At 64.3% G+C, this 21902-nt stretch carries 21 protein-coding genes; 12 read left to right on the top strand and 9 right to left on the bottom strand.

Annotation, left to right across the window (positions count from 1 at the left end; all coding sequences use genetic code 11):
* Window positions 1-2 precede the first annotated feature (2 nt).
* The 5 genes from XarbCFBP7408_RS16540 to XarbCFBP7408_RS16520 all read right to left on the bottom strand — a co-directional run bounded on the left by XarbCFBP7408_RS16540 (window position 3) and on the right by XarbCFBP7408_RS16520 (window position 6002).
* Window positions 3-1346 carry an acetylglutamate kinase gene (locus tag XarbCFBP7408_RS16540; protein WP_104563882.1) on the bottom strand — a complete coding sequence of 448 codons (1344 nt, stop codon included), beginning with the start codon at window positions 1344-1346 and terminating at the stop codon, window positions 3-5.
* A gap of 49 nt (window positions 1347-1395) precedes the next feature.
* Entirely contained in the window at window positions 1396-2496 is a 1101-nt protein-coding gene (locus XarbCFBP7408_RS16535; RefSeq protein ID WP_104563881.1) for an acetylornithine deacetylase, read from the bottom strand.
* Between the two features lie 376 nt (window positions 2497-2872).
* A complete protein-coding gene (locus XarbCFBP7408_RS16530; protein WP_181107028.1) occupies window positions 2873-4114 on the bottom strand; it encodes an argininosuccinate synthase in 1242 nt (413 codons plus the stop codon).
* A 61-nt stretch (window positions 4115-4175) separates the two neighbouring features.
* Entirely contained in the window at window positions 4176-5192 is a 1017-nt protein-coding gene (locus XarbCFBP7408_RS16525; RefSeq protein WP_104563880.1) for an N-acetylornithine carbamoyltransferase, read from the bottom strand.
* A 312-nt stretch (window positions 5193-5504) separates the two neighbouring features.
* A complete protein-coding gene (locus tag XarbCFBP7408_RS16520; protein WP_181107032.1) occupies window positions 5505-6002 on the bottom strand; it encodes a hypothetical protein in 498 nt (165 codons plus the stop codon).
* Window positions 6003-6188: 186 nt separating this feature from the next.
* Here XarbCFBP7408_RS16520 and cysS point away from each other — a divergent pair, with 186 nt between their 5' ends.
* From cysS to XarbCFBP7408_RS16500, 3 genes are all read left to right on the top strand, one after another.
* On the top strand, window positions 6189-7613 hold the full coding sequence (cysS, locus tag XarbCFBP7408_RS16510) for a cysteine--tRNA ligase (protein WP_181107026.1): 1425 nt from the start codon (window positions 6189-6191) through the stop codon (window positions 7611-7613).
* 272 nt (window positions 7614-7885) lie between these two features.
* Window positions 7886-8323, top strand: a complete 438-nt coding sequence (locus tag XarbCFBP7408_RS16505) for a SufE family protein (protein ID WP_016903219.1) — start codon at window positions 7886-7888, stop codon at window positions 8321-8323.
* A complete protein-coding gene (locus XarbCFBP7408_RS16500; protein ID WP_104563877.1) occupies window positions 8320-9570 on the top strand; it encodes an MFS transporter in 1251 nt (416 codons plus the stop codon). The genes XarbCFBP7408_RS16505 and XarbCFBP7408_RS16500 overlap by 4 nt, the downstream gene beginning before the upstream one ends.
* A 183-nt stretch (window positions 9571-9753) precedes the next feature.
* Here the strand turns inward: XarbCFBP7408_RS16500 and dksA are convergent, their stop codons facing one another.
* Complete coding sequence (gene dksA / locus XarbCFBP7408_RS16495; protein WP_104563876.1) at window positions 9754-10797, bottom strand: RNA polymerase-binding protein DksA; 1044 nt, start codon at window positions 10795-10797, stop codon at window positions 9754-9756.
* A gap of 90 nt (window positions 10798-10887) precedes the next feature.
* Here dksA and yidD point away from each other — a divergent pair, with 90 nt between their 5' ends.
* The 6 genes from yidD to eutC all read left to right on the top strand — a co-directional run bounded on the left by yidD (window position 10888) and on the right by eutC (window position 17158).
* Window positions 10888-11181, top strand: a complete 294-nt coding sequence (yidD, locus tag XarbCFBP7408_RS16490) for a membrane protein insertion efficiency factor YidD (protein WP_039521874.1) — start codon at window positions 10888-10890, stop codon at window positions 11179-11181.
* A complete protein-coding gene (locus XarbCFBP7408_RS16485) occupies window positions 11178-12527 on the top strand; it encodes a dihydroorotase (protein WP_104563875.1) in 1350 nt (449 codons plus the stop codon). Before yidD ends, XarbCFBP7408_RS16485 begins: the two co-directional genes overlap by 4 nt.
* On the top strand, window positions 12527-13366 hold the full coding sequence (locus XarbCFBP7408_RS16480; RefSeq protein WP_181107024.1) for a M23 family metallopeptidase: 840 nt from the start codon (window positions 12527-12529) through the stop codon (window positions 13364-13366). The genes XarbCFBP7408_RS16485 and XarbCFBP7408_RS16480 overlap by 1 nt, the downstream gene beginning before the upstream one ends.
* A 209-nt stretch (window positions 13367-13575) precedes the next feature.
* Window positions 13576-14940: an ethanolamine permease gene (gene eat, locus XarbCFBP7408_RS16475; protein WP_104563873.1), complete on the top strand. Its 1365-nt coding sequence runs from the start codon at window positions 13576-13578 to the stop codon at window positions 14938-14940.
* Window positions 14937-16346 carry an ethanolamine ammonia-lyase subunit EutB gene (locus XarbCFBP7408_RS16470; RefSeq protein ID WP_104563872.1) on the top strand — a complete coding sequence of 470 codons (1410 nt, stop codon included), beginning with the start codon at window positions 14937-14939 and terminating at the stop codon, window positions 16344-16346. The genes eat and XarbCFBP7408_RS16470 overlap by 4 nt, the downstream gene beginning before the upstream one ends.
* Window positions 16343-17158, top strand: coding sequence for an ethanolamine ammonia-lyase subunit EutC (eutC, locus tag XarbCFBP7408_RS16465; protein ID WP_104563871.1), 816 nt, complete (start codon window positions 16343-16345; stop codon window positions 17156-17158). The genes XarbCFBP7408_RS16470 and eutC overlap by 4 nt, the downstream gene beginning before the upstream one ends.
* A 51-nt stretch (window positions 17159-17209) precedes the next feature.
* On the opposite strand, the gene XarbCFBP7408_RS16460 is transcribed toward eutC, so the two are convergent.
* From XarbCFBP7408_RS16460 to XarbCFBP7408_RS16450, 3 genes are all read right to left on the bottom strand, one after another.
* Complete coding sequence (locus XarbCFBP7408_RS16460) at window positions 17210-17500, bottom strand: hypothetical protein (RefSeq protein ID WP_104563870.1); 291 nt, start codon at window positions 17498-17500, stop codon at window positions 17210-17212.
* Window positions 17501-17593: 93 nt separating this feature from the next.
* Window positions 17594-18475, bottom strand: a complete 882-nt coding sequence (locus XarbCFBP7408_RS16455) for an MBL fold metallo-hydrolase (RefSeq protein ID WP_104563869.1) — start codon at window positions 18473-18475, stop codon at window positions 17594-17596.
* Between the two features lie 119 nt (window positions 18476-18594).
* Window positions 18595-19098 (bottom strand): pyridoxamine 5'-phosphate oxidase family protein, encoded by a 504-nt coding sequence (locus XarbCFBP7408_RS16450; RefSeq protein ID WP_008573434.1) that lies wholly within the window; start codon window positions 19096-19098, stop codon window positions 18595-18597.
* A 56-nt stretch (window positions 19099-19154) separates the two neighbouring features.
* Between XarbCFBP7408_RS16450 and XarbCFBP7408_RS22445 the strand changes: the two genes are divergently transcribed.
* The 3 genes from XarbCFBP7408_RS22445 (at window position 19155) to XarbCFBP7408_RS16440 (ending at window position 21845) form a co-directional block, all read left to right on the top strand.
* The gene (locus tag XarbCFBP7408_RS22445) at window positions 19155-19406 is read left to right on the top strand and encodes a hypothetical protein (RefSeq protein WP_146093780.1); all 252 of its coding nucleotides are present in this window, start codon (window positions 19155-19157) and stop codon (window positions 19404-19406) included.
* A gap of 107 nt (window positions 19407-19513) precedes the next feature.
* The gene (locus XarbCFBP7408_RS16445; RefSeq protein WP_181123309.1) at window positions 19514-20539 is read left to right on the top strand and encodes a trypsin-like serine peptidase; all 1026 of its coding nucleotides are present in this window, start codon (window positions 19514-19516) and stop codon (window positions 20537-20539) included.
* A 166-nt stretch (window positions 20540-20705) separates the two neighbouring features.
* The gene (locus XarbCFBP7408_RS16440; protein WP_104563867.1) at window positions 20706-21845 is read left to right on the top strand and encodes a pectate lyase; all 1140 of its coding nucleotides are present in this window, start codon (window positions 20706-20708) and stop codon (window positions 21843-21845) included.
* The last annotated feature ends 57 nt before the right edge of the window (window positions 21846-21902 follow it).

The raw sequence follows: 21902 nt of genomic DNA, 5'->3' as shown, positions 1-21902 counted from the left end.
ACTCAGCCCAGCAGCGTCGGCTGGCGCGTCGCGCAATGCGCCACGCAGTGCTGGATCTGCTCGAAGTTCTCCAGCCCGTACCAGAACACCTTCCACTTCTCCTGCTTGATGCAGCCGTCGGACTCGGCGTAGTAGAAAATGTTGACCTGGTTGTTGTGACGCGAGCGCCAGAACAGCTGCGGGGTTTCCTCGCGCATCACGTTCCACACTGCACGGCCCAGGCCTTCGCCCTGGGCGTCGTCGAGCACGGCGAACTTGTCCAGGTAGATCAGCGCGCTCGCACCCAGCATGCCTTCGTCGGTGAGGATCACCGCGGCGCGGTAGTTCTCGCTGACATAGGCGCGCAGCAACCTGGTGTTGCTGAAGTAATCGGGCACCAGCGTGCGGCCGAAGCTGGATTCGATCAGCGTCCTGAGCCGCGGCAGGTCCAGTTCGTCCCAGCAGGTCGCGCGCAGCACGCGCTCGCCGCGCCGCACCAGCGTGCCCGAGCCCTTGTGGGTGAACAGTTCCTTGGCCAGATCCGCCGGCCGGGTGATCGACACCGACGACTCCAGCGGCAGGCGATCGAGCAGATCCTTGATCTGTTCGATCTTCACCCGCATGCCGCCGTTGATCCACGGCTGCTGCATCAGATGGTCGAACTCGGTGGACAGGTTGATCGAGTCGATCACCTTGCCATCGGCATCCAGCAGGCCGCCGGTGCCGGTGAGGAAGATGATCTTGTACGGCTGCAGCTCCTGCACCAGTTCGTTGGCGGCAAAATCCGCGTTGACGTTGAGGATCTGCCCGCTCGGCGTCTCGCCCAGGCTGGTGATCACCGGAATCGAGCCGGCCTGCAGGCTGGCTTCGATCGGCGCCAGGTTGACCGCCTTGACCTCACCGACCAGGCCGTAGGTGTCGCGGTCCAGATACTGCGCTTCGAACACGCCGCCGGTGATCGAGGTCGCACGCGCGCCGTTCTGCTGCAGCGCCTCGACCAGCTTGAGGTTGGAGGCCTGGAACACCTTGCGCACGATCGCCAGCGCTTCCGGCGAGGTCACCCGCAGGCCGTTGACGGTGCGCTTCTCGATGCCGGCCGCCGACAGTTCGGCATCCAGCTGCGGGCCGGCGCCATGCAGCACGATCGGGGTCAGCCCCACTTCCTGCAGGAACGACAGCGACGAGGTCAGCGCGTCCAGGTCGTCGCGCAGCACCGCGCCGCCCACCTTGACCACCGCAAAGCGTTTGGCATCCAGCTGCGAAAAACGCTTGAGGTACTGGCTGATTTCCTTGGCGCTGGCCATGCTCGAAAGCAGGCGCACGATGGTCTGGCGGGTCTGTTTGTGGGGCTGTGCGGAGAGGGACATTGCCGTGATCGAAGAGAGGAATGGCCGCGCCAGGGCGCGGAACGCGGCTTCAGTGTGAGCCGTTGATGATGCGATGTACCGACTCGGCGTAACGCTGCAACTGCGCAAGCGTCACGAACTCGTCGGCGGTGTGCGCCTGGGCGATATCGCCGGGGCCATAGACCAGGGCGGTGTAACCGCCGGCCGAAAACAGCGAGGCCTCGGTCCAGAAATCCACGGCATTGCCGATCGGCAGGTCCAGCGCATCGGCGACATCGCGTGCGGCCAGGCGGCGTTCTTCGGCCCGCGCGATATCGCCGGACGGCAGGCTCGGCCCGCGGAAGGTTTCTTCGAAATGCGCCGCATGTGGATCGGCAAAGCCGGCAAACGTCGCCAGCAAGCCGTCCACATCCATCGACGGCAGCGGACGAAAGCCGAAACGCAGCTGGGCCGCCGGCGCGATCATGTTGGCCTTGATGCCGCCCTCGACCCGACCGATGTTGAAGCGCAAGCCGGTCAGGCCGCCGAAGCGCGCATGCGCCAGCGACTCGACATGGTCCAGCGCCTTGCCGCCCCAGCGCATCGCCTGGTGCAAGGCACTGGCGGATGGATCCTGCTTGCCCGAGGCATGCCCGGCACGCCCGGCAAACCGCATCAGCACCGAGCTGATGCCGCGATGCGCCAGCACCGCCTCGCTCATGGTCGGCTCGGCGACCAGCACTGCCTCATACGGCACACCGCGCGCCAGGAACGCGGCGATGCAACGCGGGTCGTTGGCCTCCTCGTCGGAGGAAAACAGGAAGGCCGCATCGCCCTGCCCGGCATTGGCCGCCGCCACCAGCGCCGCCGCCGCACCCTTGATGTCACAGACGCCCAGGCCGATCACGCGATCGTCGGCACGCCGCATCACGTGCGGATCAGCACTCCAGTGCGGCGAATCCGGCACCGTGTCCAGATGCACGTTGAACAGGTAGCTGGGTGTGCCGCGCACCGCATACAGGCTTACCGCACCGGCACCGTGGTCGATCACCTCGACCTGGAAACCGGGCAGCTGCGCGCGCAGGTAGTCGAAGATGCCGCCCTCGGCAGCGATCGCCCGCGGCGGATTGCGGGTGTCGAAGGACACCAGTGCCTGTAGATGCGTCAGCGTGTTGTCGAGCAGTGTGGTCATTGATCGCGTCTTGAGTGCGTCGGGCAGCGGGTGGTTGGTCTTTTTGATTGCATCAGGCAGCGTGCGATTGGTCTTTCCAACACCTATCCAGCCCTTCCCCCGCCTGCGGGGGAAGGTGCCCGACAGGGCGGATGGGGGCATGCGGCAGGTCGCTCTCATCCGGCGCGTCNCCCGCCTGCGGGGGAAGGTGCCCGACAGGGCGGATGGGGGCATGCGGCAGGTCGCCCTCATCCGGCGCTATGCGCCACCTTCTCCCGCACGCGGGAGAAGGACGATGCGTCAGCGTGTTGTCGAGCAGTTTGGTCTTTCCAACACCCATCCAGCCCTTCTCCCGCCTGCGGGAGAAGGAACATCGCCTGCCGGCGCAGTGGCCGCCTTAGCGGTTGACCTGTGCGTACAGCGTCGAGCTCATCCCGAACAGCTTGATGAAGCCTTCCGCTTCCTCCACGCCCCAGTCGGCCGACTGCGCGTAGGTCGCGCCCTTGGTGTTGAGCAGGTGCGGCGAACGCACCGCCACCGCATCGACCCGGCCGCCGCGGGTTTCCAGCGTCACCTCGCCGTTGACCTTGGCCTGCGAGGACTTCAGGAAGGCCTCGATATCGGTCTTGAGCGGGTCGTGGTAGAAGCCTTCGTACACCAGCTCCACCCACTTGCGCGCCACGTCCGGCTTGAAGCGGTTCTGCTGTTTGGTCAGCACCGCATCTTCCAGCGCGCGGTGCGCGCTCAGCAGCGAGATCAGGCCGGGCGCTTCGAACACGATGCGGCCCTTCAAACCGATCACGGTATCGCCGGTGTACACGCCACGGCCCACGCCGTAGGGCGCGAACAGCTTGTTGAGCTGGGCCAGGATCTGCTCGCCCGGCAGCGCCTTGCCGTCGAGTTCAACGGCCTCGCCTTCGACGAACTTCAGGGTGACGGTCAGCGGCTCGACCGGCCACTCGCTGCGCGGCGCGCACCAGCCGCGCGCACCCTCGCCCGGCGCTTCCCAACGGTCGATCTCGCCGCCGGACATGGTCAGCCCGAGCAGGTTCTCGTTGATGGTGTAGGCCTGCTGCTTGGCGCGCACGCCGAAGCCGCGCTCTTCCAGGTATTTCTGCTCGTAGGCACGGGTCTGGGTGTGCTCTTTCTGGATCTCGCGGATCGGCGCCACGATCTGGTAATCGCCCAGTGCCTTCACTGCCAGGTCGAAACGCACCTGGTCGTTGCCCATGCCGGTGCAACCGTGCGCGATGCTGCGCGTGCCCAGTTCCCCGGCGCGCTTGAGCGCGGCGTCGACGATCAGGTAACGGTCGGACACCAGCAACGGATACTGGCCCTGATAGCCCTCGCCCGCCCACACGAACGGCTTGACGAAGCCCTGCCAGATCGCCGGGCCGCCATCGACGGTGACATGGCTGGCGGCACCGAGTTCGGCCGCACGTTTTTCGATGAAATCACGCTCCTCGGCATCCACCCCGCCGGTATCGGCAAACACGGTGTGCACCGCATAGCCCTGCGCCTGCAGATACGGAATGCAGAAGCTGGTGTCCAGGCCACCGGAGAACGCCAGGACGATGTCCTTCTTGCTGCCGGGAATCGGGAGTTGGGAATCGGGAATGGTGGAAGCAGTGCTCATCATTGTTTCCTTGGTACGTAAAAGTGGGATCAACGTTCTTGCTGTTGCGATTCTCTATTCCCGATTACCGATTCCCGCTTACGAGGGCAGCCATGATCGCCTTCTGCACATGCAGGCGATTTTCGGCTTCATCGATGGCGATGCAGTTGGGCGAATCCATTACCGCGTCGGTGGCCTTGACGTTGCGACGCAGCGGCAGGCAGTGCGAGAACACGCCGTTGTTGGTCAGCGCCATCTTGCGTTCGTCGACGATGAAGTGCTGGTACTGGTCGCGGATCGGCTTTTCCGGCTCCCAGTTGCCGAAGAACGGCAACGCGCCCCAGCTCTTGGCATACACCACGTCGGCACCGGCGTAGGCGCTGTCGATGTCGTGGCTGACCTGCAGCGAGCCGCCGCTTTCGGCCACGTTCTGCGCCGCCCAGTCCATGTAGCGCGGGTCCAGGATGTAGTCCGGCGTCGGGCACAGCAGGGTCACGTCCATGCCCATGCGGGTGGCGATGGTCAGCGCGGAATTGGCCACCGCGGTGTTCAACGGCTTGGGATGATAGGTCCAGGTCAGCACGTACTTCTTGCCGCGCAGATCCTGGGTACCGAAGTGTTCCTGCAACGCCATCGCGTGCGCCAGCTCCTGGCACGGGTGGGTGATGGTCTCCATGTTGATCACCGGCACCGGCGAATACCTGGCGAAGCTCCTGAGCACCTGGTCCTCGCGGTCCTTGGACCAGTCGACGAACTTCGGGAACGCGCGCACGCCGATCAGGTCGACATAGCGGCCCAGCACCCGCGCCACTTCGGCGATGTGCTCTTCGGTGTCGCCGTCCATGACCGTGCCCAGATTGAATTCGATCGGCCAGGCGTCCTTGCCCGGCTGCAGCACCACTGCATGCCCGCCCAGCTGGAACGCGCCCAGTTCGAAGCTGGTGCGGGTGCGCATGGACGGGTTGAAGAACACCAGCGCGATCGACTTGCCCTTCAGCTCGCTTCCCAGCTTGTTGCGTTTGAACAACGCGGCCTGGGTCAACAGCGCGTCCAGTTCGGCGCGGCTCCAGTCCTGGGTGTTCAAGAAGTGCTTCAGTGACATCGATCGATCCTTGTGCTGCGTGCTTCTGCTGCGTGGTCCGCCAGGAGCGACGGGGTGCGCGACATGCGCGTTTCTTGCGGTTGAAACTTTTGTGACGTCAAAACGAAAAAACCCAGCCTGCGGGCTGGGTTTTCAACGGCGGAACAGCAAAACGCTCCGGTCACCCACCGAAAATGTGGGATTCCGGTCGGCGGGCACGCGAGGTCATGCCGGAGGCCATCCGGGCGGCGCTGGTGTCGTGCTGAAAGGCGTTTGCGTACATAGGGCGCGAATCCTCGCATGCATGCGGGCACGGCGCAACCGCCGCGCGGCTCAGCGCGGCGGTGCGACGATGGCGTCAGGGATGTAGGGGGTGACCGAGACGCGGATGCGCAGCCGGTTGCCCGGGTCTTCCGGCAGCCGCGAACGGTACTTGGTGCCCTTGTAGACATAATCCACGTCGAAGGCGATCGGCCGCCGGAACTCGCGCGGCACTTCCACCACCCGGCAGTTGCGCCGCGTGCTGGTCGGCGGCACCGCCATTGGGACGGACGCCGGCTCGGGACGGCGGGAGAACATCTCCTTGACCGAATCCACCATCCGGTTGATGCGGCCCTCGTCCTCGACCGGTGCCGTTGCCACCGGCGCGACCGGCTCGGCTTCGCACTGTTCTTCCATGCGGGTGGCGCGCAGGGTCTGGTAGACCGGCTCGACATTGAGCACCTGCGCGTAATCCAGCTTCACGTTCTCGATCACCACTACCCGGTTCTTGGGATCGGTTTCTGCCGCGTGTGCTGACGATGCCTGCCAGGCGAACACACAGAGCAACAGGAAGAACGGGGAAGGTCGCATCAGTACCAGGAGGGCGCAGCCAGGCAATACGTAAGTGTATGGAGCTTGCGATCCCCTGGGCTGAACGCAGCCCATCCGGTCACCGGCGCCGCTGCGGACAGGCGGTTGGTTCGCCACACCGCCGCGACCGGCTAGAATCGCCCGGTTATCCTTTCTCAGATGCCGATGAGCCTGCGCCTGCACAACAACCTGACGCGGCGGGTCGAGCCGTTCGCACCGCTCGATCCGTCCAGCCCCACCCTGTATGTGTGCGGCCCCACTGTCTACAACTACGCGCATATCGGCAACGCCCGCGGCCCGGTCGTGTTCGATGTGCTCGCCGCCTTGCTGCGCCGGCGCTATGGCGCGCTGCGCTACGCGCGCAACATCACCGACGTGGACGACAAGATCAACGCCACCGCGCAGGCGCAGGGCGTGCCGATCTCGACCATCACCGACCGCTTCGCCGCGATCTACCGCCAGGACATGGCCGCGCTCGGCGTGCAGCCGCCGGACATCGAACCGGAAGCGACCGCGCATATCCCGCAGATCGTGGCGATGATCGAGCAATTGATTGCCAACGGGCATGCCTATGCCGCCGAAGGCCATGTGCTGTTCGCGGTGACCAGCTTTGCGCACTACGGCAAGCTCTCGCGCCGCGATCCGGACGAGATGCTGGCCGGCGCGCGCGTGGACGTGGCACCGTACAAGCGCGACCCCGGCGACTTCGTGCTGTGGAAGCCTTCCAGCGACGAGTTGCCCGGCTGGGACTCGCCCTGGGGCCGCGGCCGCCCGGGCTGGCATATCGAATGCTCGGCGATGGCTGCCGCGCACCTGGGCCCGACCATCGACATCCATGCCGGCGGCGTGGACCTGCAGTTCCCGCATCACGAGAACGAGATCGCGCAGAGCGAATGCGCGCATGGCGGAGCCACCTTCGCGCGGTTCTGGCTGCACAACGGCATGCTCAACTTCAGCGGCGCCAAGATGAGCAAGTCGCTGGGCAACATCGAGACCGTGCACGACCTGATCGCCCGCCACCCGCCCGAGGCGCTGCGCTACGCGCTGCTGAGCGCGCATTACCGGCAGCCGCTGGACTGGTCCGACGGCCTGATCGACCAGGCCAAGCACACGCTGGACCGGCTATACGGCACCTTGCGCGACCTGGCCGCGGCCGAACACGCTGCCGGGATCGCCCCTGCGCAACCGGCCACGATTCCCGACGAGGTGGAAGCCGCGCTCGACGACGACCTCAACACCCCGCTTGCGCTGTCGGTCATCGCCAGCATCGCCTCCGAGGCCCGCGCGCTGCGCACCCAGCTTGCTCAAGGCAACGAAGCGTCGGTAGGCACCGCCGCGCTGTCCGGGCTGAAGTCGCGGTTGCTCGGCGCAGGCCAGGCGCTGGGCTTGCTGCAGCAGGATCCGGCCGCCTGGTTCTCGCGCGGCACCGACGCCGGCGACGATGCGCGCATCACGGCGCTGGTCGAAGAACGCAATGCCGCCAAGAAAGCCAGGGATTTCGCCCGCGCCGACGCCATCCGCACGCAGCTGGCCGACGAAGGCATCGTGCTGGAAGACACCCCGCAAGGCGTGCGCTGGAAGCGCGCATGACTCTCCTCCCTTCTCCCGTCGGGAGAAGCTGCCCCGCAGGGGCGGATGAGGGTGCGAGCGCAGCCACATGCATCGCTTTTTTCGAGATGGGCGAAGCCACCCGCATCGAATTCCAGCGAGGCTTCGCACGTACCCTCGCCCCAACCCCTGCTCCGCGCCCCGGCCCGCGCTGGCGGCGCGGGCGCTGCAAGGCACGCGCGCCAATGGCGCGCAAACCGCGCCTTCTCGCCCCGGAGGGAGAGGGGCTTTGACCGAACGATTCTGGATGTTTGATGACCACCACCCCCTTCCCGCTTGAACCCACCGCCGTCGACGCACAGGCCGCCATTGCCGAGGAGTTTTCCTTCTTCGGCGACTGGTCCGAGCGCTACCAGTACCTGATCGACCTGGGCCGCAAGCTGCCCAGCTTCCCCGAACAGTGGAAGACCGAAGAACACCGCCTGCATGGCTGCCAGTCGATGGTGTGGATCGTGCCGGAAGGCAATGCCGAACGGCTGGACTTCCACGCCGTCAGCGACTCGGCGATCGTCTCCGGGCTGATCTATCTGGCCTTGCGCGTGTACTCCGGGCGTAGCGCGCAGGAGATCCTGGCCACCGAGCCGGACTACATCGCCGGCATCGGGCTGGCCAAGCATCTGTCGCCGACCCGCAGCAATGGCGTGGCGGCCATGCTGGCCTTTATCCGCGACACCGCCCGCGCCCAGCAGTGAGCACGCCGACGCCCTCGCCTGCCGCCTCGCTGCGTACGCTGCTCGCCCACCCCGGCTTCGGCCTGGTGCTGCTGTATCGCGTGGCGGCGATGCTGTCGTACCAGGTCGTCGCGGTCACGGTCGGCTGGCATATCTACGAGATCACCCGCAATCCGCTCTCGCTCGGGCTGATCGGCCTGGCGGAGATCCTGCCGTTCTTCTGCATCGCGCCGTTTGCCGGCTATCTGGTCGATCATCTGCCGCGCCGACGCCTCGGCATGGTCGCGGTGCTGGGCCTGGCCGCCACCGCGTTGCTGCTGTTGGCCATCACCCATGCCTGGCTGCCGGTGCAGGGCGTGTGGCCGATCTACGCGGCCATCGCGCTGACCGGTGCAGCGCGCTCGTTCCTGTCGCCGGTCTATAACGCGCTGTTCGCGCGCGCGCTGCCGCGCGAGGCGTTCGCCCGCGGCGCCAGCATCGGCAGCGTCACCTTCCAGGCCGGCATGGTGATCGGCCCGGCGCTGGGTGGCGTGCTGGTCGGCTGGGGCGGCAAGGGCCTGGCCTATGGCGTGGCCGCCGGCGTGGCGCTGGTGGCGATCCTGGCGCTGGCGCTGCTGCGGGTCAGAGAGCCGGTCAACGCAGACCCGCGTGCGCCGATCTTCCGCAGCATCGCCGAAGGCGCGCAGTTCGTGCTGTCCAACCAGATCATGCTGGGCGCGATGGCGCTGGACATGTTCTCGGTGCTGCTGGGCGGCGCGGTGTCGATGCTGCCGGCCTTCATCCACGACATCCTGCATTACGGCCCGGAAGGCCTGGGCATCTTGCGCGGCGCCCCGGCGCTGGGCTCGATCGTGGTCGGCGTGTGGCTGGCAAGGCACCCGCTGCAGCGCAATGCCGGGCGCATCCTGATGCTGTCGGTGGCCGGCTTCGGGCTGTGCACGATCGCCTTCGGCCTGTCGCGGCACTTCTGGCTGTCGGCGGCGATCCTGCTGGTCTACGGCATGTGCGACGGGGTGTCGGTGGTGGTGCGCCAGACCATCCTGCAGCTGGCCACGCCCGACGCGATGCGCGGCCGGGTGTCGTCGATCAACGGCATCTTCATCGGCTCGTCCAACGAGCTGGGTGCGTTCTACGACGGGGTGATGGCGCGCCTGGTCGGCCTGGTGCCGGCGGTGGTGATCGGCGGCGGCGTGACCCTGGGCGTGGTCGCCACCACCGCCTGGAAGGCGCCCAAGCTGCGCAAGCTGGATCTGCGCGACCTGCAGTGAGGTCTGCGGCAGTGCCCGCCGGTCTGATCGACAGCGCCCAATCGACGCCTGCCTGGCAACACGACACGCGCCAGGCGTGTCGCTAAACGCAACGCCCAGTGCGCTTGCGCGATGCGCATAAAAAAACCCCGCACATGGCGGGGTCTTTCAGTCGACGGACAAGGCCTGGACCTTGTCGAACGATCAGTCGCCCTGCTGCTTCTGCAGGTGCTCCCAACGCTCCTGGGCGTCGATGGTGCGTTCGGCGGTCAGGCGCGCTTCCAGCCGGTCCAGGCCGATCTCTTCGCCGGTGTCCACGCAGTAACCGTAGTCGCCGTCTTCCAGACGCTTGAGCGTGCTGTCGATCTTGCCGATCAGCTTGCGGTGACGGTCGCGAGTGCGCAGCTCCAGCGAGTTCTCGGTCTCGCGTGTGGCACGCTCGGCCTCGTCGCCGATGTCGCGCACTTCTTCGCGCAGGTTTTCGATGGTCTGCTTGGACTCTTCGATCAGGTCGTTGCGCCAGCTCTGCAGACGCTGACGGAAGTACTCCTGCTGCAGCTTGCTCATGTACTCCTCATCGGCTGCAGGCTTGTAGCCCTGCGGCAGGATCGGACGACCGGTGGCTTCATCGGTCTTGTACTCGACCACCTTGTACTTGGTCTTGGGGGTCGGGCTGGCCGGCTTGGAGGTCACGGCCACGGCCACCTTGCCGACCGGACGGGTCGCGGCGGGCTTGGCGGGGGCTTCGGTTTTGGTTGGCGTTTTTGCTGAAGATTTCGAAACGGGCACGGGATTCTTGAGTGACGGGGTCGCAGGCTTTGCCGGCTTCGCAGGGACGGCCTTGGAGGCCGGTGCGGGCGCGGGCTTTTCAGCCTTGACCGGGACTGACTTGGCCGGAGTCGACTTGGCAGCCGGCTTCGGTACGGACTTGGGCGCCACCGGCTTGGCGGCCGGTTTGGCGGCAGCCGGAGCTGCCTTGTTCGCCGCCGGCTTGGCAGCACGCTTGACGATAGAAGATTTTACAGGGTTGGCGGCCGCGGGTTTGGACGCTGCGGTCTTGGCGACCGGCGCCGGCTTGGCCGCGGTCTTGCTCGCAGCTGCCTTCTTGGCAACCGCTGGCTTGGCAGCCGGCTTGACCTGCTTGGCGGCCGGTTTTGCAGCGGCAGGCGCCGCTGCCTTCTTCGCAACGGGTCTGGCGGACTTCTTGGCGGCCTCTACGGCCTTTTTTGCAGGTTTTTTAGCAGCCACGAAACGCTCATCCTTGGTTCCCCCGGGGCCCGGGAAAGCAGGCCTTTATAGCTTACCCCACGGACCCCCGGCAACCACGTATTAATCCAAGTGGCATATCATTGGCAAGTGATCTCACGCCTGCTCATCGCGCTGCTGCGCTTCTACAAGCGGTTCATCAGCCCCCTGCTGGGGCCGCGCTGCCGTTTTGCGCCCAGTTGCTCGGAATACGCGATGACCGCGATCGGCCGCTTCGGCCCGCTGCGCGGTTGCTGGCTGGCCGCACGCCGGCTCGGCCGCTGCCATCCCTTTCATCCGGGCGGGTTCGATCCCGTCCCCGACGCGCCCGCGTCCGGGTCCTCGCCCGTTTCCCCTTCCTGCAGTTGCAAAGGACCTCATCCATGAGCCGAACCCTCATCGTCAACGCCCGCCTGGTCAATGAAGGCAAGGAATTCGACGCCGATCTGCTGATCGACGCTGGACGCATCGCCAAGATCGCCAGCAAGATCGCCCCAGCCGCAGGCGACACCGTCGTGGACGCGGCCGGACGCTGGGTGCTGCCGGGCATGATCGACGACCAGGTGCACTTCCGCGAGCCGGGCCTGACCCACAAGGGCGATATCGCGACCGAATCCGGCGCCGCGGTGGCCGGTGGCCTGACCAGCTTCATGGACATGCCCAACACCAATCCGCCGACCCTGGACGCGGCCGCGCTGCAGGCCAAGTACGACGCGGCGGCCGGGCGCGCCTGGGCCAACTACGGCTTCTACATGGGCGCCAGCAACGACAATCTGGCCGCGATCCAGACGCTGGACCCGAAGACCGCACCGGGCATCAAGGTGTTCATGGGCGCCTCCACCGGCAACATGCTGGTCGACAACCCCGAGACGCTGGATGCGATCTTCCGCGACGCGCCGACGCCGATCATTACCCACTGCGAAGACACCCCCACCATCGATGCGACGCTGGCGCAGTACAAGGAACAATACGGTGACGCGTTGAGCCCGGAGATGCATCCGGACATCCGCTCGCGCGAGGCTTGCCTGAAGTCCTCGCTGCTGGCGGTGTCGCTGGCGCGCAAGCACAACACCCGCCTGCACGTGCTGCATATCTCCACCGCCGACGAGCTGGTGCTGTTCGAAGCCGGCCCGCTGGTCGATGCCGAGGGCAAGCTGCGCAAGCGCATCACCGCCGAGACCTGCATCCACTTCCTGCGCTTCGACCGCAGCGATTACGCGCGGCTGGGCAACCTGATCAAGTGCAACCCCGCGATCAAGGACGCCGACGACCGCCTGGCATTGATCCAGGCGCTGGCCGAGGACGTCATCGACGTGCTCGCTACCGACCACGCCCCGCATACCTGGGAAGAAAAGCAGAAGCCCTACGCCCAGGCGCCCTCCGGCCTGCCGCTGGTGCAGTACGCGCTGGTGGCCGCGCTGGAGCTGGTGCACGAGGGCAAGCTGCCGATCACCCGCATCGTGCAGAAGTTTGCGCATGCGCCGGCGCAGCTGTTCGATGTGGAAGAGCGCGGCTTCCTGCGCGAAGGCTATTTCGCCGACCTGGTGTTGATCGACAACACCCCGTTCACCGTGAAGCGCGAGCAGGTGCTGTCCAAGTGCGGCTGGTCGCCGTTCGAAGGCACCACGTTCCGCTCGCGCATCGCCGCGACCTGGGTCAACGGCCAGCAGGTGTGGGATGGCGAACAATTGATTGGCGCTGCCGCCGGTCAACGCCTGACCTTCGACCGCTGATGCGCGCAGCCCTGGTTGGCGCCTGGCTTGCGCTGGCGCCGCTCTCGCTCGCTGCCGGCAGCGTCGCTGCGCAGTCTGCCGACGCCGTGGAGGTGGTATTTCCGCAAAGCGCTTCGCAGGGTGCGCTGGTGATCGGCAAGGTGCCTGCGGGCAGCCAGGTGCAGTACGCCGGCCGCAGCTTGCGGGTCAGCGGCTATGGCAGCGTGGTGTTCGGTATCGGCCGCGATGCCAGCGGCCCGTTGCAGGTGCAGATCACCCGGCCCGATGGCAGCAGGCAGACCGCCAGCATCGCAGTGACGCCGCGCGACTGGCCGGTGGAGCGCGTCAATGGCGTGCCGCCCAAGACGGTCAATCCGCCTGCGGCGATCGCCGAGCGGATCAAGCGCGAGCAGGCGCAGGTCACCGCCGCGCGCGACCGCGACGATGCCCGCACCGATTTTGCCCAGGCCTTCATCTGGCCGGTGCAGGGCCGCATCAGCGGGCGCTTCGGCAATGCGCGCGTCTACAACGGCCAGCCCGGTGCCGGCCACTCGGGCATGGACATCGCCGTGCCCACCGGCACGCCGGTCAAGGCGCCGGCTGCCGGCGTGGTGACCTTTGCCGCGCCGGACCTGTATCTGACCGGCGGCACCGTATTGCTGGACCACGGCTTCGGGGTGAGCTCGAATTTTCTGCACCTGTCGCGCATCGACGTGAAGGTGGGCGACCGGGTGGAGCAAGGCCAGGTGATCGCGGCGGTGGGTGCCACCGGGCGCGCGACCGGGCCGCATCTGCATTGGGGGATGAACTGGTTCGATGTGCGCATCGATCCGCTGCTGGTGCTTGAGCGCAGCAAATAGCTAGCGCGCGCGGTGTGCCGGCAGGGCCGGCGCGCGGCGGCATGGTGTCTGCGACCCACCCGTTGCGCTTGTGTTCGCCGCAGGGCTTTGGGGTATAACCGGGACGACCGTCGATCCTCGCCAGGCATCGGTGGACGATCGGTCACTGGCCGTCGGTCCGGTGCCTAGCCGCCGGACCTGCGTCATCTCCCCTCCCCCGACCGCAGGAGATGTGCGACATGCGCAACGAGCAACTCAAACCCACCCTGGGCACCTGGCAACTGTGGGGGATCGCCGTGGGTCTGGTGATTTCCGGCGAGTATTTCGGCTGGAGCTACGGCTGGGGCACCGCCGGCACGCTGGGTTTTCTGGTGACCACGCTGCTGGTCGCGGTGATGTACACCTGCTTCATCTTCAGCTTTACCGAGCTGACCACCGCCATCCCCAATGCGGGTGGGCCGTTCGCCTACAGCCTGCGCGCGTTCGGGACCTACGGCGGCATGCTGGCGGGCCTGGCCACGCTGATCGAATTCGTGTTCGCGCCGCCGGCCATCGCGATGGCGATCGGCGCCTATCTCAATGTGCAGTTCCCGACCCTGGACCCGCGCATCGCCGCAATCGGCGCGTATGCGATCTTCATGGGCTTGAACATCGTCGGCGTGGCGATCGCCGCCACCTTCGAGCTGATCGTGACCTTGCTGGCGGTGATCGAGCTGCTGGTGTTCATGGGCGTGGTGGCACCCGGGTTCAGCGTTGCGCGCTTTGCCGCCAATGGCTGGGCCGGTAGCGATGTATTCGGCCCGGCCGCCATTTCCGGCATCTTTGCCGCGATTCCGTTTGCGATCTGGTTCTTTCTGGCGATCGAGGGCGCGGCGATGGCGGCCGAGGAGGCCAAGGACCCCAAGCGCACGATTCCGCGCGCCTACATCGCCGGCATCCTCACCCTGGTGGTGCTGGCGCTGGGCGTGATGGTGTTTGCGGGCGGGGTCGGCGACTGGCGTCAGCTCTCCAACATCAACGACCCGTTGCCGCAGGCGATGAAGGCGGTGGTCGGCAACAGCTCGACCTGGCTGCATATGCTGGTGTGGATCGGCCTGTTCGGCCTGGTGGCCAGCTTCCACGGCATCATCCTGGGCTATTCGCGGCAGTTCTTCGCGCTGGCGCGTGCCGGGTTCCTGCCGCACGGGCTGGCCAGGCTGTCGCGCTTTCGCACGCCGCATCGCGCGATTCTTGCCGGCGGCGCGATCGGCATCGCCGCGATCTGCAGCGACAGCGTGGTCAAGATCCAGGGCATGTCGCTGACCGCGGCGATGATCACCATGTCGGTGTTCGGCGCGATCGTGATGTATGTGATGAGCATGCTCAGCCTGTTCAAGCTGCGCCGCGCCGAACCCGGGCTGGAGCGCAGCTTTCGCGCGCCGGGTTATCCGCTGGTGCCGGCAATCGCGCTGCTGCTGGCGCTGGTGTGTCTGGTGGCGATGGTCTGGTTCAACCCGATCGTGGCGCTGATCTTCGTGGGCCTGCTGCTGTTCGGCGGGCTGTGTTGCGTGCTGAGCTTGCGCGGCCAGGCCACGCCTGCGGCCAGTGCCAGATGAGCGGGTTCGCGTTTAGCGCCGGCGGCGAGCGCTTCCAGTTTGCCGATCTCAAGACCTTGCTGGCCAAGGCCACGCCGCCGCGCTCGGGCGACCAACTGGCCGGGCTCGCCGCCGACTCCGGGCTGCAGCGGGTGGCCGCGCAGATGGCGCTGGCGGACCTGCCGCTGCGTCACTTCCTCGACGAAGCGGTGGTGCCGTACGAATCGGACGAGGTCACCCGCCTGATCGTCGACCAGCACGATGTGGCCGCATTTGCCACGGTGGCGCATCTCACCGTCGGCGGCTTTCGCGATTGGCTGTTGAGTGCGCAGGCCGACGAAGCGGCACTGGCCGCACTGGCGCCCGGACTGACGCCGGAGATGGTGGCGGCGGTCTCGAAGCTGATGCGCGTGCAGGACCTGATCCTGGTCGCGCAGAAGACGCGGGTGGTCACGCGCTTTCGCAATACGCTGGGCTTGCGTGGCCGTCTGTCCACGCGCCTGCAGCCCAACCACCCTACCGACGATGCCACCGGCATCGCCGCCAGCGTGCTCGATGGCCTGTTGTACGGCAATGGCGATGCGGTGATCGGCATCAATCCTGCCAGCGACAGCCTGGCCGCCGCCACCGCGTTGCTGCGCATGCTCGATGCGGTGATCACCGGCTACCAGATCCCCACGCAGTCCTGCGTGCTGGCGCACATCACCACCACCATCGACGCGATCAACCGCGGCGCGCCGGTGGACCTGGTGTTCCAGTCGATCGCCGGCACCGAAGCGGCCAATGCCAGCTTCGGCATCAATCTGGCGCTGCTGCAGGAAGGCCATGACGCCGGGATGTCGCTGCGGCGCGGCAGGGTCGGCGACAACGTGATGTATTTCGAGACCGGCCAGGGCAGCGCGTTGTCGGCCAATGCGCATCATGGTGTCGATCAGCAGACCTGCGAAGTGCGCGCCTATGCCGTGGCGCGGCAGTTCAAGCCGCTGCTGGTGAACACCGTGGTGGGCTTCATCGGCCCGGAATATCTCTACGACGGCAAGCAGATCATCCGTGCCGGGCTGGAGGATCACTTCTGCGGCAAGCTGCTCGGCGTGCCGATGGGCTGCGACATCTGCTACACCAATCATGCCGAAGCCGACCAGGACGACATGGACGTGCTGCTGACCCTGCTCGGCAGCGCTGGAATCAACTTCATCATGGGCATTCCCGGCTCCGACGATGTGATGCTCAACTACCAGACCACCTCGTTTCACGATGCGCTGTATGCGCGCCAGGCGCTCGGCCTGCGCGCTGCGCCCGAGTTCGAACAGTGGCTGGAGCAGCACGACATCCTGCAGCTGCGCGATGGTCGCTTCGAACTTGGCAGCGAAGTACCGGCGCCATTTCGGCGTGCATTGGCACAGGTCAGCGGTAGAACGACGCCATGAGCGCGCCCTCCAGACCGCCACGCGATGCCTGGGCGCAACTGCGCCAACTGACCCCCGCGCGCATTGCGCTAGGCCGGGTGGGGACCAGTCTGCCGACGGACGCACACCTGGAGTTCCAACTGGCGCATGCGCAGGCACGCGATGCGGTGCATCTGGCATTCGACCCGGCACCGCTTCAGGCCGCGCTGGAGCAACGCGGGCGCAGCAGCATCTTGCTCCAAAGCGCTGCGGCCGATCGTCATCAGTATCTGCAACGTCCGGATCTGGGACGGCGCCTTGCCGAGGAAGCCGCCGCCCAGCTACGCGGCCTCACGGCCGTGCATGGCGGTAAACATGACGTTGCGGTGGTGGTCGCTGACGGGCTGTCCGCGCTGGCCGTGCATCGGCATGCGGCGCGCATGCTCGACCAGATCGACGCACTGGCGTCGCAAGAAGGTTGGTCACTCGCCCCGGTGGTATTGGTGAGACAAGGGCGCGTGGCGATCGGCGATGAGGTCGGCGAGCTGCTCGACGCGCGTGCCGTGATCGTGCTGATCGGCGAACGGCCGGGCCTGAGCTCGCCCGACAGCCTGGGCCTGTATCTCACCTACACGCCCCGCGTCGGGCTCACCGATGCAGCGCGCAACTGCATTTCCAACATTCGCGCCGAAGGACTGAGCTACGCCGAGGCGACCCACAAACTGGGGTATCTGCTGCGCGAGGCATTCCGCCGCAAACTCTCTGGCGTGCAGCTGAAAGACGAAGCCGAGCAACCTGCATTGTTGGCAGGCCCTGCCGATGTTGCGCCGCGCACGTTCTTGCTGCCGGAGTGACCTGCGCGGCGTGTGCGGACCCGGAATCGACACCGCTCAGCAATCACTCCGTTATTTCAATGCCCCATCCTGCATATTGCTGGCGGCATAGGAGCTGGTCTGCAGCTCGTTGTCATGCGGATGACGCAGGGCATTGCGTACATCATCGGGAAGCTTGTCGACATCCAGCATCACCTTTCCCGAATGCACATCACGCACCACCGATGCAGGCAGCACGAAGTCGCCGCCGTTTTCGATATTGATGACCAGCTCGGCCCCCTCGTTGCGAATGTCGCGGATGGCACCGACGCCGACCTCGCCATCGCGTAGAAACACCATCTGGCCAATTTCAATTTGCTGCATGTTCGATCTCCTGGAATGGCGTCATCACGCAAACGCGCTGTGCCGGTGGCAGATCATCGCGCTGCGGTGCGTTGGCGCGCGGTGAAGCGCAGATCACTGTGGCGTGGGTGCGTGCAGCAAGGCGCCGCTTGGCAGTCGGGCCGGCTGCCCGGCAACGCGCTCGAACTCGCTTACATCGTGCGAACAGAACACCTCCACCTCACCGCCGTGCTGTTGCCGTAGAGCGCGCAGACGCTGCTGGTTGGTCAAGCGCGCAGTCCGGTCCTTTTCCAGCATCCATTGGTAAGCACGCAGCCCTGGCGTGCAGTAAGGCGCATCTGCATCCATTTCGCGATGGAAGAAATATGCATCACCTGCCAGCAGCAGCCATCGCTCCGGCGTATGCACCGCAACCGCGGCATGACCCAGGGTGTGGCCGGGAAGCGGCACCATCAGCAGTTCTGGCGGTAGTCCATGCAGGTCGCGCACGCACTCCAGCCCCATCCAGTGCTCGCCTGCTGCGCCATCGTAGGTGCGCCACTGCCCGCGCGTAGACCACTGTTGCGGACGAAAGCGCTGGCGATCCATCCAAGTACGCTGTGCCAGTGCGGCATCGCGCTCGCTCGTCATCAGGTGCACGCGCGCATGCGGAAAATCGTCCAGCCCGCCGGCGTGGTCGAAATCCAGATGGGTCAGCACGATGTGCCGCACATCGCGCGGATCCAGCCCGAGCCGTTGTATATGCCGGATTGCGGTCATGTCCTCGCGCAAGTCTGGCTTGACCAGCGCCAGAAAAAATCGACTCAGACGCGCGCGTGGCTCGGCCACATCGCGCAGGCCGAAACCGGTATCGATCAGCACCAACCCGGCGCTGGTTTCCACCAGCAAGCAATGGCAACACAGATGGCCGCGATCCAGGAGACCCGGCGTACGGCCGTCCATAAGATGGCCGCCGAGCGGGCAGGTGGAGATGCAATTGAGGTGATGCACGCGCATCGGCGCGCTCCGCTTGGCGGGCCAGCATTGCAACGCGGCCGTCGCACAGCGGTGAGCGGTACCGATCGCGCAACCAGCGCGCGCACGCCACCTTGACGGTGGCGTGTGCGAGGCAGGTTTCAGCGCAGCGGAACGTCCGCCACCTTGTCTTGATAATCCTTCTTCGGGTCTACGCCCAACAACACCTTGATTCCTGCCAGCAGGCTCGACTCGTTGAGCCAGATCTGCGCATGGTCGGCATCCAGGCGCAGCAACGCCAAGTTCGGATCGGTCTTGCCGCCTTCGTACCACGCGGCGACATATGGATTCCACAACCGGTCGACCATGGCCGGGTCGGTGTCTTCGCGCAGCGATCCGCTGATGCTGGCAAACAAGTCGTGGCCCTTGCTGCTGAAGGCGCCAATGACGCGGCGGCCCTGCCCCAGCATGGCGATCAGCGCGTTGTCCTTGGATGTAAAGAACCAGATCGGCCCACCGCTATCGCCTTCGATCTGTGCGGTCATCGGACGCGCGTGGCCGTCTTCGACACCATCCAGGCCCAGCATCACGGTGCGATCTGATTTGAGCGCCTTCCAGAATTTTTCCTGCAGCTCTTTGGTGTCTGCCATTTCGATTCCTGACATGCGCGTGGTACGCGGGTGAGCCAGTCTGGAACTCGCTCTGGCCACAGCATGTGACGATGCGCACTCTCGATCTACACATTGCGACAACGCAATTCTGCTTGGGCACCAATACCAACATACCAACATCGTCACCAGCGCGCGCCTTGGCAGAGGATGGTGGCAAACTTCGCACACGCACCCTTGCATTCGCAAAAAAAAAATCAAATAAGCGGATCACGGTCATGATGGGAACGCATTCTAATGCATCGCATCTGCACGCGAAAGAAAAAAGTAGCGCCAAGGGCAGGAGCGACGAAAATCATCCATAAACATGGGCACGCGCTGCGATTTAATCTTAAATTGTTTATTTTATATGATTTAAGTTAATCCACTTGAATCGCCCAACTCCAAGCGAAAAATACAGGTCAAGATAATAATGACATATATGCTGAAAATTACATTCCTGCGTACTTCCTGCGCGGTCCTAGCCTTCCTGGCGATTACCGACGTGTCTGCAAGCACAAATTCGGTCAACCTCTCCGCCGGCACCATCGTGCAGCACGTTGTTCCGACTGCTCAGCGAGATGAGAGTGCTTCCTACTGGACCCTCGGACGGATGCAAGCTGCTGTTTCCGCATCATTCGTGGATGCCAACCCGGTCGACGGCGACCCGCCAGAGTTGCAGAATTCGGCATTGGCCAGTGGTGAAAATCGGAGCGCAGGTTTGAAGGTGGTGACAGGACCGGTGCCGACGCCGAAGACGGATCCGTCAGTGCCGGTTCCACGATTCTCCCCAGCAGCTCATCTCGGCGTTGTCTTCTTTCGGGCGAACGGCGTAGACCAGCGCTGCACTGGCAACGCGGTCGTGTCCGATTCCGGAAACGTCGTAGCCACCTCGGGGCGATGCGTCTCTGCCCTAGCAGGCAAGTTCGTGTCGGACTTGGTGTTCGTGCCAGCCTACAACGGTACCGCCCCCTATGGTGTTTGGCCTGCGACGACCATCACGGCCGATAATCGCTGGGTCTCAGAGCGATCCGTGAACTACGATACGGCCTTCTTCCAGGTGCAAGCTCCCATGACAATGAAGCTCTCTGGCGCCACTTTGTCGAATACTGTAGGAGCGTCTGGCGTTCGCTTTGACGGTCAGGAGGACGACAACGAATATCGGGTAACTGGCTACAACACCGACCCTGGCGCCAATGGGAACACGCCTGTCAGCGTGACCAGCACAGCAGAGCCGAACCCATGGATGAACAAGGACTATGCCATTGAAGGCCTGGAGTGGGACGCACGCTCCGGTGTCAGCGGCTCACCGTGGGTTTCGACCGACGAGGATCCCGTGCAGGACGTCGAAGTCGGCATGACCTCATTTGCCTATAAGCAGTTCACCCACGCCTCGTTCGGTCCTCAGTGGACGTCAGCAATCCGTAACCTGTATCAGACCGCAGCAGCCATCAACTAAGCATTCAGATCGCTGCGACATATAATTTCTTACCTGATAGATAACCGTTCGCTATTCACTGACACACACAGCACGCTGCTCGAGTTAATCGAACAGCGTGTTGCCTCTAGCCAAACTTATCTAGAGATTCTACATAAATTTTTCTCTTTGCAATAAAGGCCCGCATTTGCATTTACATTTACCTGCTATCTCGCTGTTTTTTGCTATTTTTATCACACAGGCTAGTGTCGCCAAGGCTGATACCGGGGGTTTTTCCTCTGCATCTGTATCTGGCGAAACTGCCATTACAGTGACAACACTTGCAGAGCTGCAAGCGGCATTCAATGCCAAAAACCATCATATCATCATCCGTGGAAAGATCTACGGCGGCCCAAAATTGACCACCCTGAATTTCTCCAGCACTGCTTGGAACAACATAACAATCGAGGGTGCTGCGGGCGGTGGCGCGGCTTTGCAGAACATCCAATTGAAATTTAGCGGCGAAAAGCTGCCCGCCGGGACAAACATTCAAAACGTGGTTATCAGAAACATCTCATTCGCTGGCAATATCGGCGACTTGCAAGCCTTGCCCGACCAAGTCGAAGGAACTTCCAACAACATTGGCATCAACTACGTGGGCGTATCATTGCGGCGCATATCCAATGCCTGGATCGACCACTGCGATTTCTACGACATGAGCGATGATCTTTTATCAGTCGGCATATCATCTGATTACATCACGCTGTCGTACAATCACTTCTATTTCAGCAACACATGGGTCAACATGAATCCGGATCCAGTATGGAACTGGGTCGACAAAAATTATCATGACCTCGCAAATGAGCGCTTGGCAATCCTTGTTGGTCACAACAAGAACGATTCATATGTATATGGCGGCAATAAGCTGCACGTGACGCTGCACCACAACTGGTTTGGCCCCAATCTTGCCGGGCGCCCCCTACTCCGCGGCTGGGTCCATGCCTACAATAACTACTTTGACAATAGCACCTTGCCCAATGGCACGCGCACCGCTGCCGATGGTCGCCGCTATGAAAAGCAGCAGTACAACGCTTTACAGGTAGGTAGCGGCAGCATTGTTTTTTCCGAATCAAACTATTTTTACAAAACCAATAGTAGCAACCAGATTCGACTGGAATCAAGCGGGGACATGTACAATTTCTACGAGAAAAAAAACGTGTATGACGCAGCAACCGGCAATTCGGCGATCGGCTCAACCTTCAATAATGCGCCGGTGAAATACAGCTACAAGTCTGATGATGCAGCAAGAGTCCCCGGCATCGTTCTATCCACCGCGGGGCCGCACTAAACACGATTTCTCCAGCATTCACTGCGTAACAGAAAGAGGGGCCGCAGGAATCTTCCT

The organism is Xanthomonas arboricola pv. guizotiae, from assembly GCF_002940205.1.
Taxonomy (GTDB): domain Bacteria; phylum Pseudomonadota; class Gammaproteobacteria; order Xanthomonadales; family Xanthomonadaceae; genus Xanthomonas; species Xanthomonas arboricola_C.
The sequence above is the reverse complement of the archived record's forward strand: the minus strand, read 5'-3'. Positions and strand labels throughout refer to the sequence as shown.

Bases quoted from the DNA above. Each gene is read 5' to 3' on its own strand.
- XarbCFBP7408_RS16540 (WP_104563882.1), bottom strand. From the start codon at position 1,346: ATGTCCCTCTCCGCACAGCCCCACAAACAGACCCGCCAGACCATCGTG.
- XarbCFBP7408_RS16535 (WP_104563881.1), bottom strand. From the start codon at position 2,496: ATGACCACACTGCTCGACAACACGCTGACGCATCTACAGGCACTGGTG.
- XarbCFBP7408_RS16530 (WP_181107028.1), bottom strand. From the start codon at position 4,114: ATGATGAGCACTGCTTCCACCATTCCCGATTCCCAACTCCCGATTCCC.
- XarbCFBP7408_RS16525 (WP_104563880.1), bottom strand. From the start codon at position 5,192: ATGTCACTGAAGCACTTCTTGAACACCCAGGACTGGAGCCGCGCCGAA.
- cysS (WP_181107026.1), top strand. From the start codon at position 6,189: ATGAGCCTGCGCCTGCACAACAACCTGACGCGGCGGGTCGAGCCGTTC.
- XarbCFBP7408_RS16505 (WP_016903219.1), top strand. From the start codon at position 7,886: ATGACCACCACCCCCTTCCCGCTTGAACCCACCGCCGTCGACGCACAG.
- XarbCFBP7408_RS16485 (WP_104563875.1), top strand. From the start codon at position 11,178: ATGAGCCGAACCCTCATCGTCAACGCCCGCCTGGTCAATGAAGGCAAG.
- XarbCFBP7408_RS16480 (WP_181107024.1), top strand. From the start codon at position 12,527: ATGCGCGCAGCCCTGGTTGGCGCCTGGCTTGCGCTGGCGCCGCTCTCG.
- eat (WP_104563873.1), top strand. From the start codon at position 13,576: ATGTGCGACATGCGCAACGAGCAACTCAAACCCACCCTGGGCACCTGG.
- XarbCFBP7408_RS16470 (WP_104563872.1), top strand. From the start codon at position 14,937: ATGAGCGGGTTCGCGTTTAGCGCCGGCGGCGAGCGCTTCCAGTTTGCC.
- eutC (WP_104563871.1), top strand. From the start codon at position 16,343: ATGAGCGCGCCCTCCAGACCGCCACGCGATGCCTGGGCGCAACTGCGC.
- XarbCFBP7408_RS16460 (WP_104563870.1), bottom strand. From the start codon at position 17,500: ATGCAGCAAATTGAAATTGGCCAGATGGTGTTTCTACGCGATGGCGAG.
- XarbCFBP7408_RS16455 (WP_104563869.1), bottom strand. From the start codon at position 18,475: ATGCGCGTGCATCACCTCAATTGCATCTCCACCTGCCCGCTCGGCGGC.
- XarbCFBP7408_RS16450 (WP_008573434.1), bottom strand. From the start codon at position 19,098: ATGTCAGGAATCGAAATGGCAGACACCAAAGAGCTGCAGGAAAAATTC.
- XarbCFBP7408_RS22445 (WP_146093780.1), top strand. From the start codon at position 19,155: ATGCGCACTCTCGATCTACACATTGCGACAACGCAATTCTGCTTGGGC.
- XarbCFBP7408_RS16445 (WP_181123309.1), top strand. From the start codon at position 19,514: ATGACATATATGCTGAAAATTACATTCCTGCGTACTTCCTGCGCGGTC.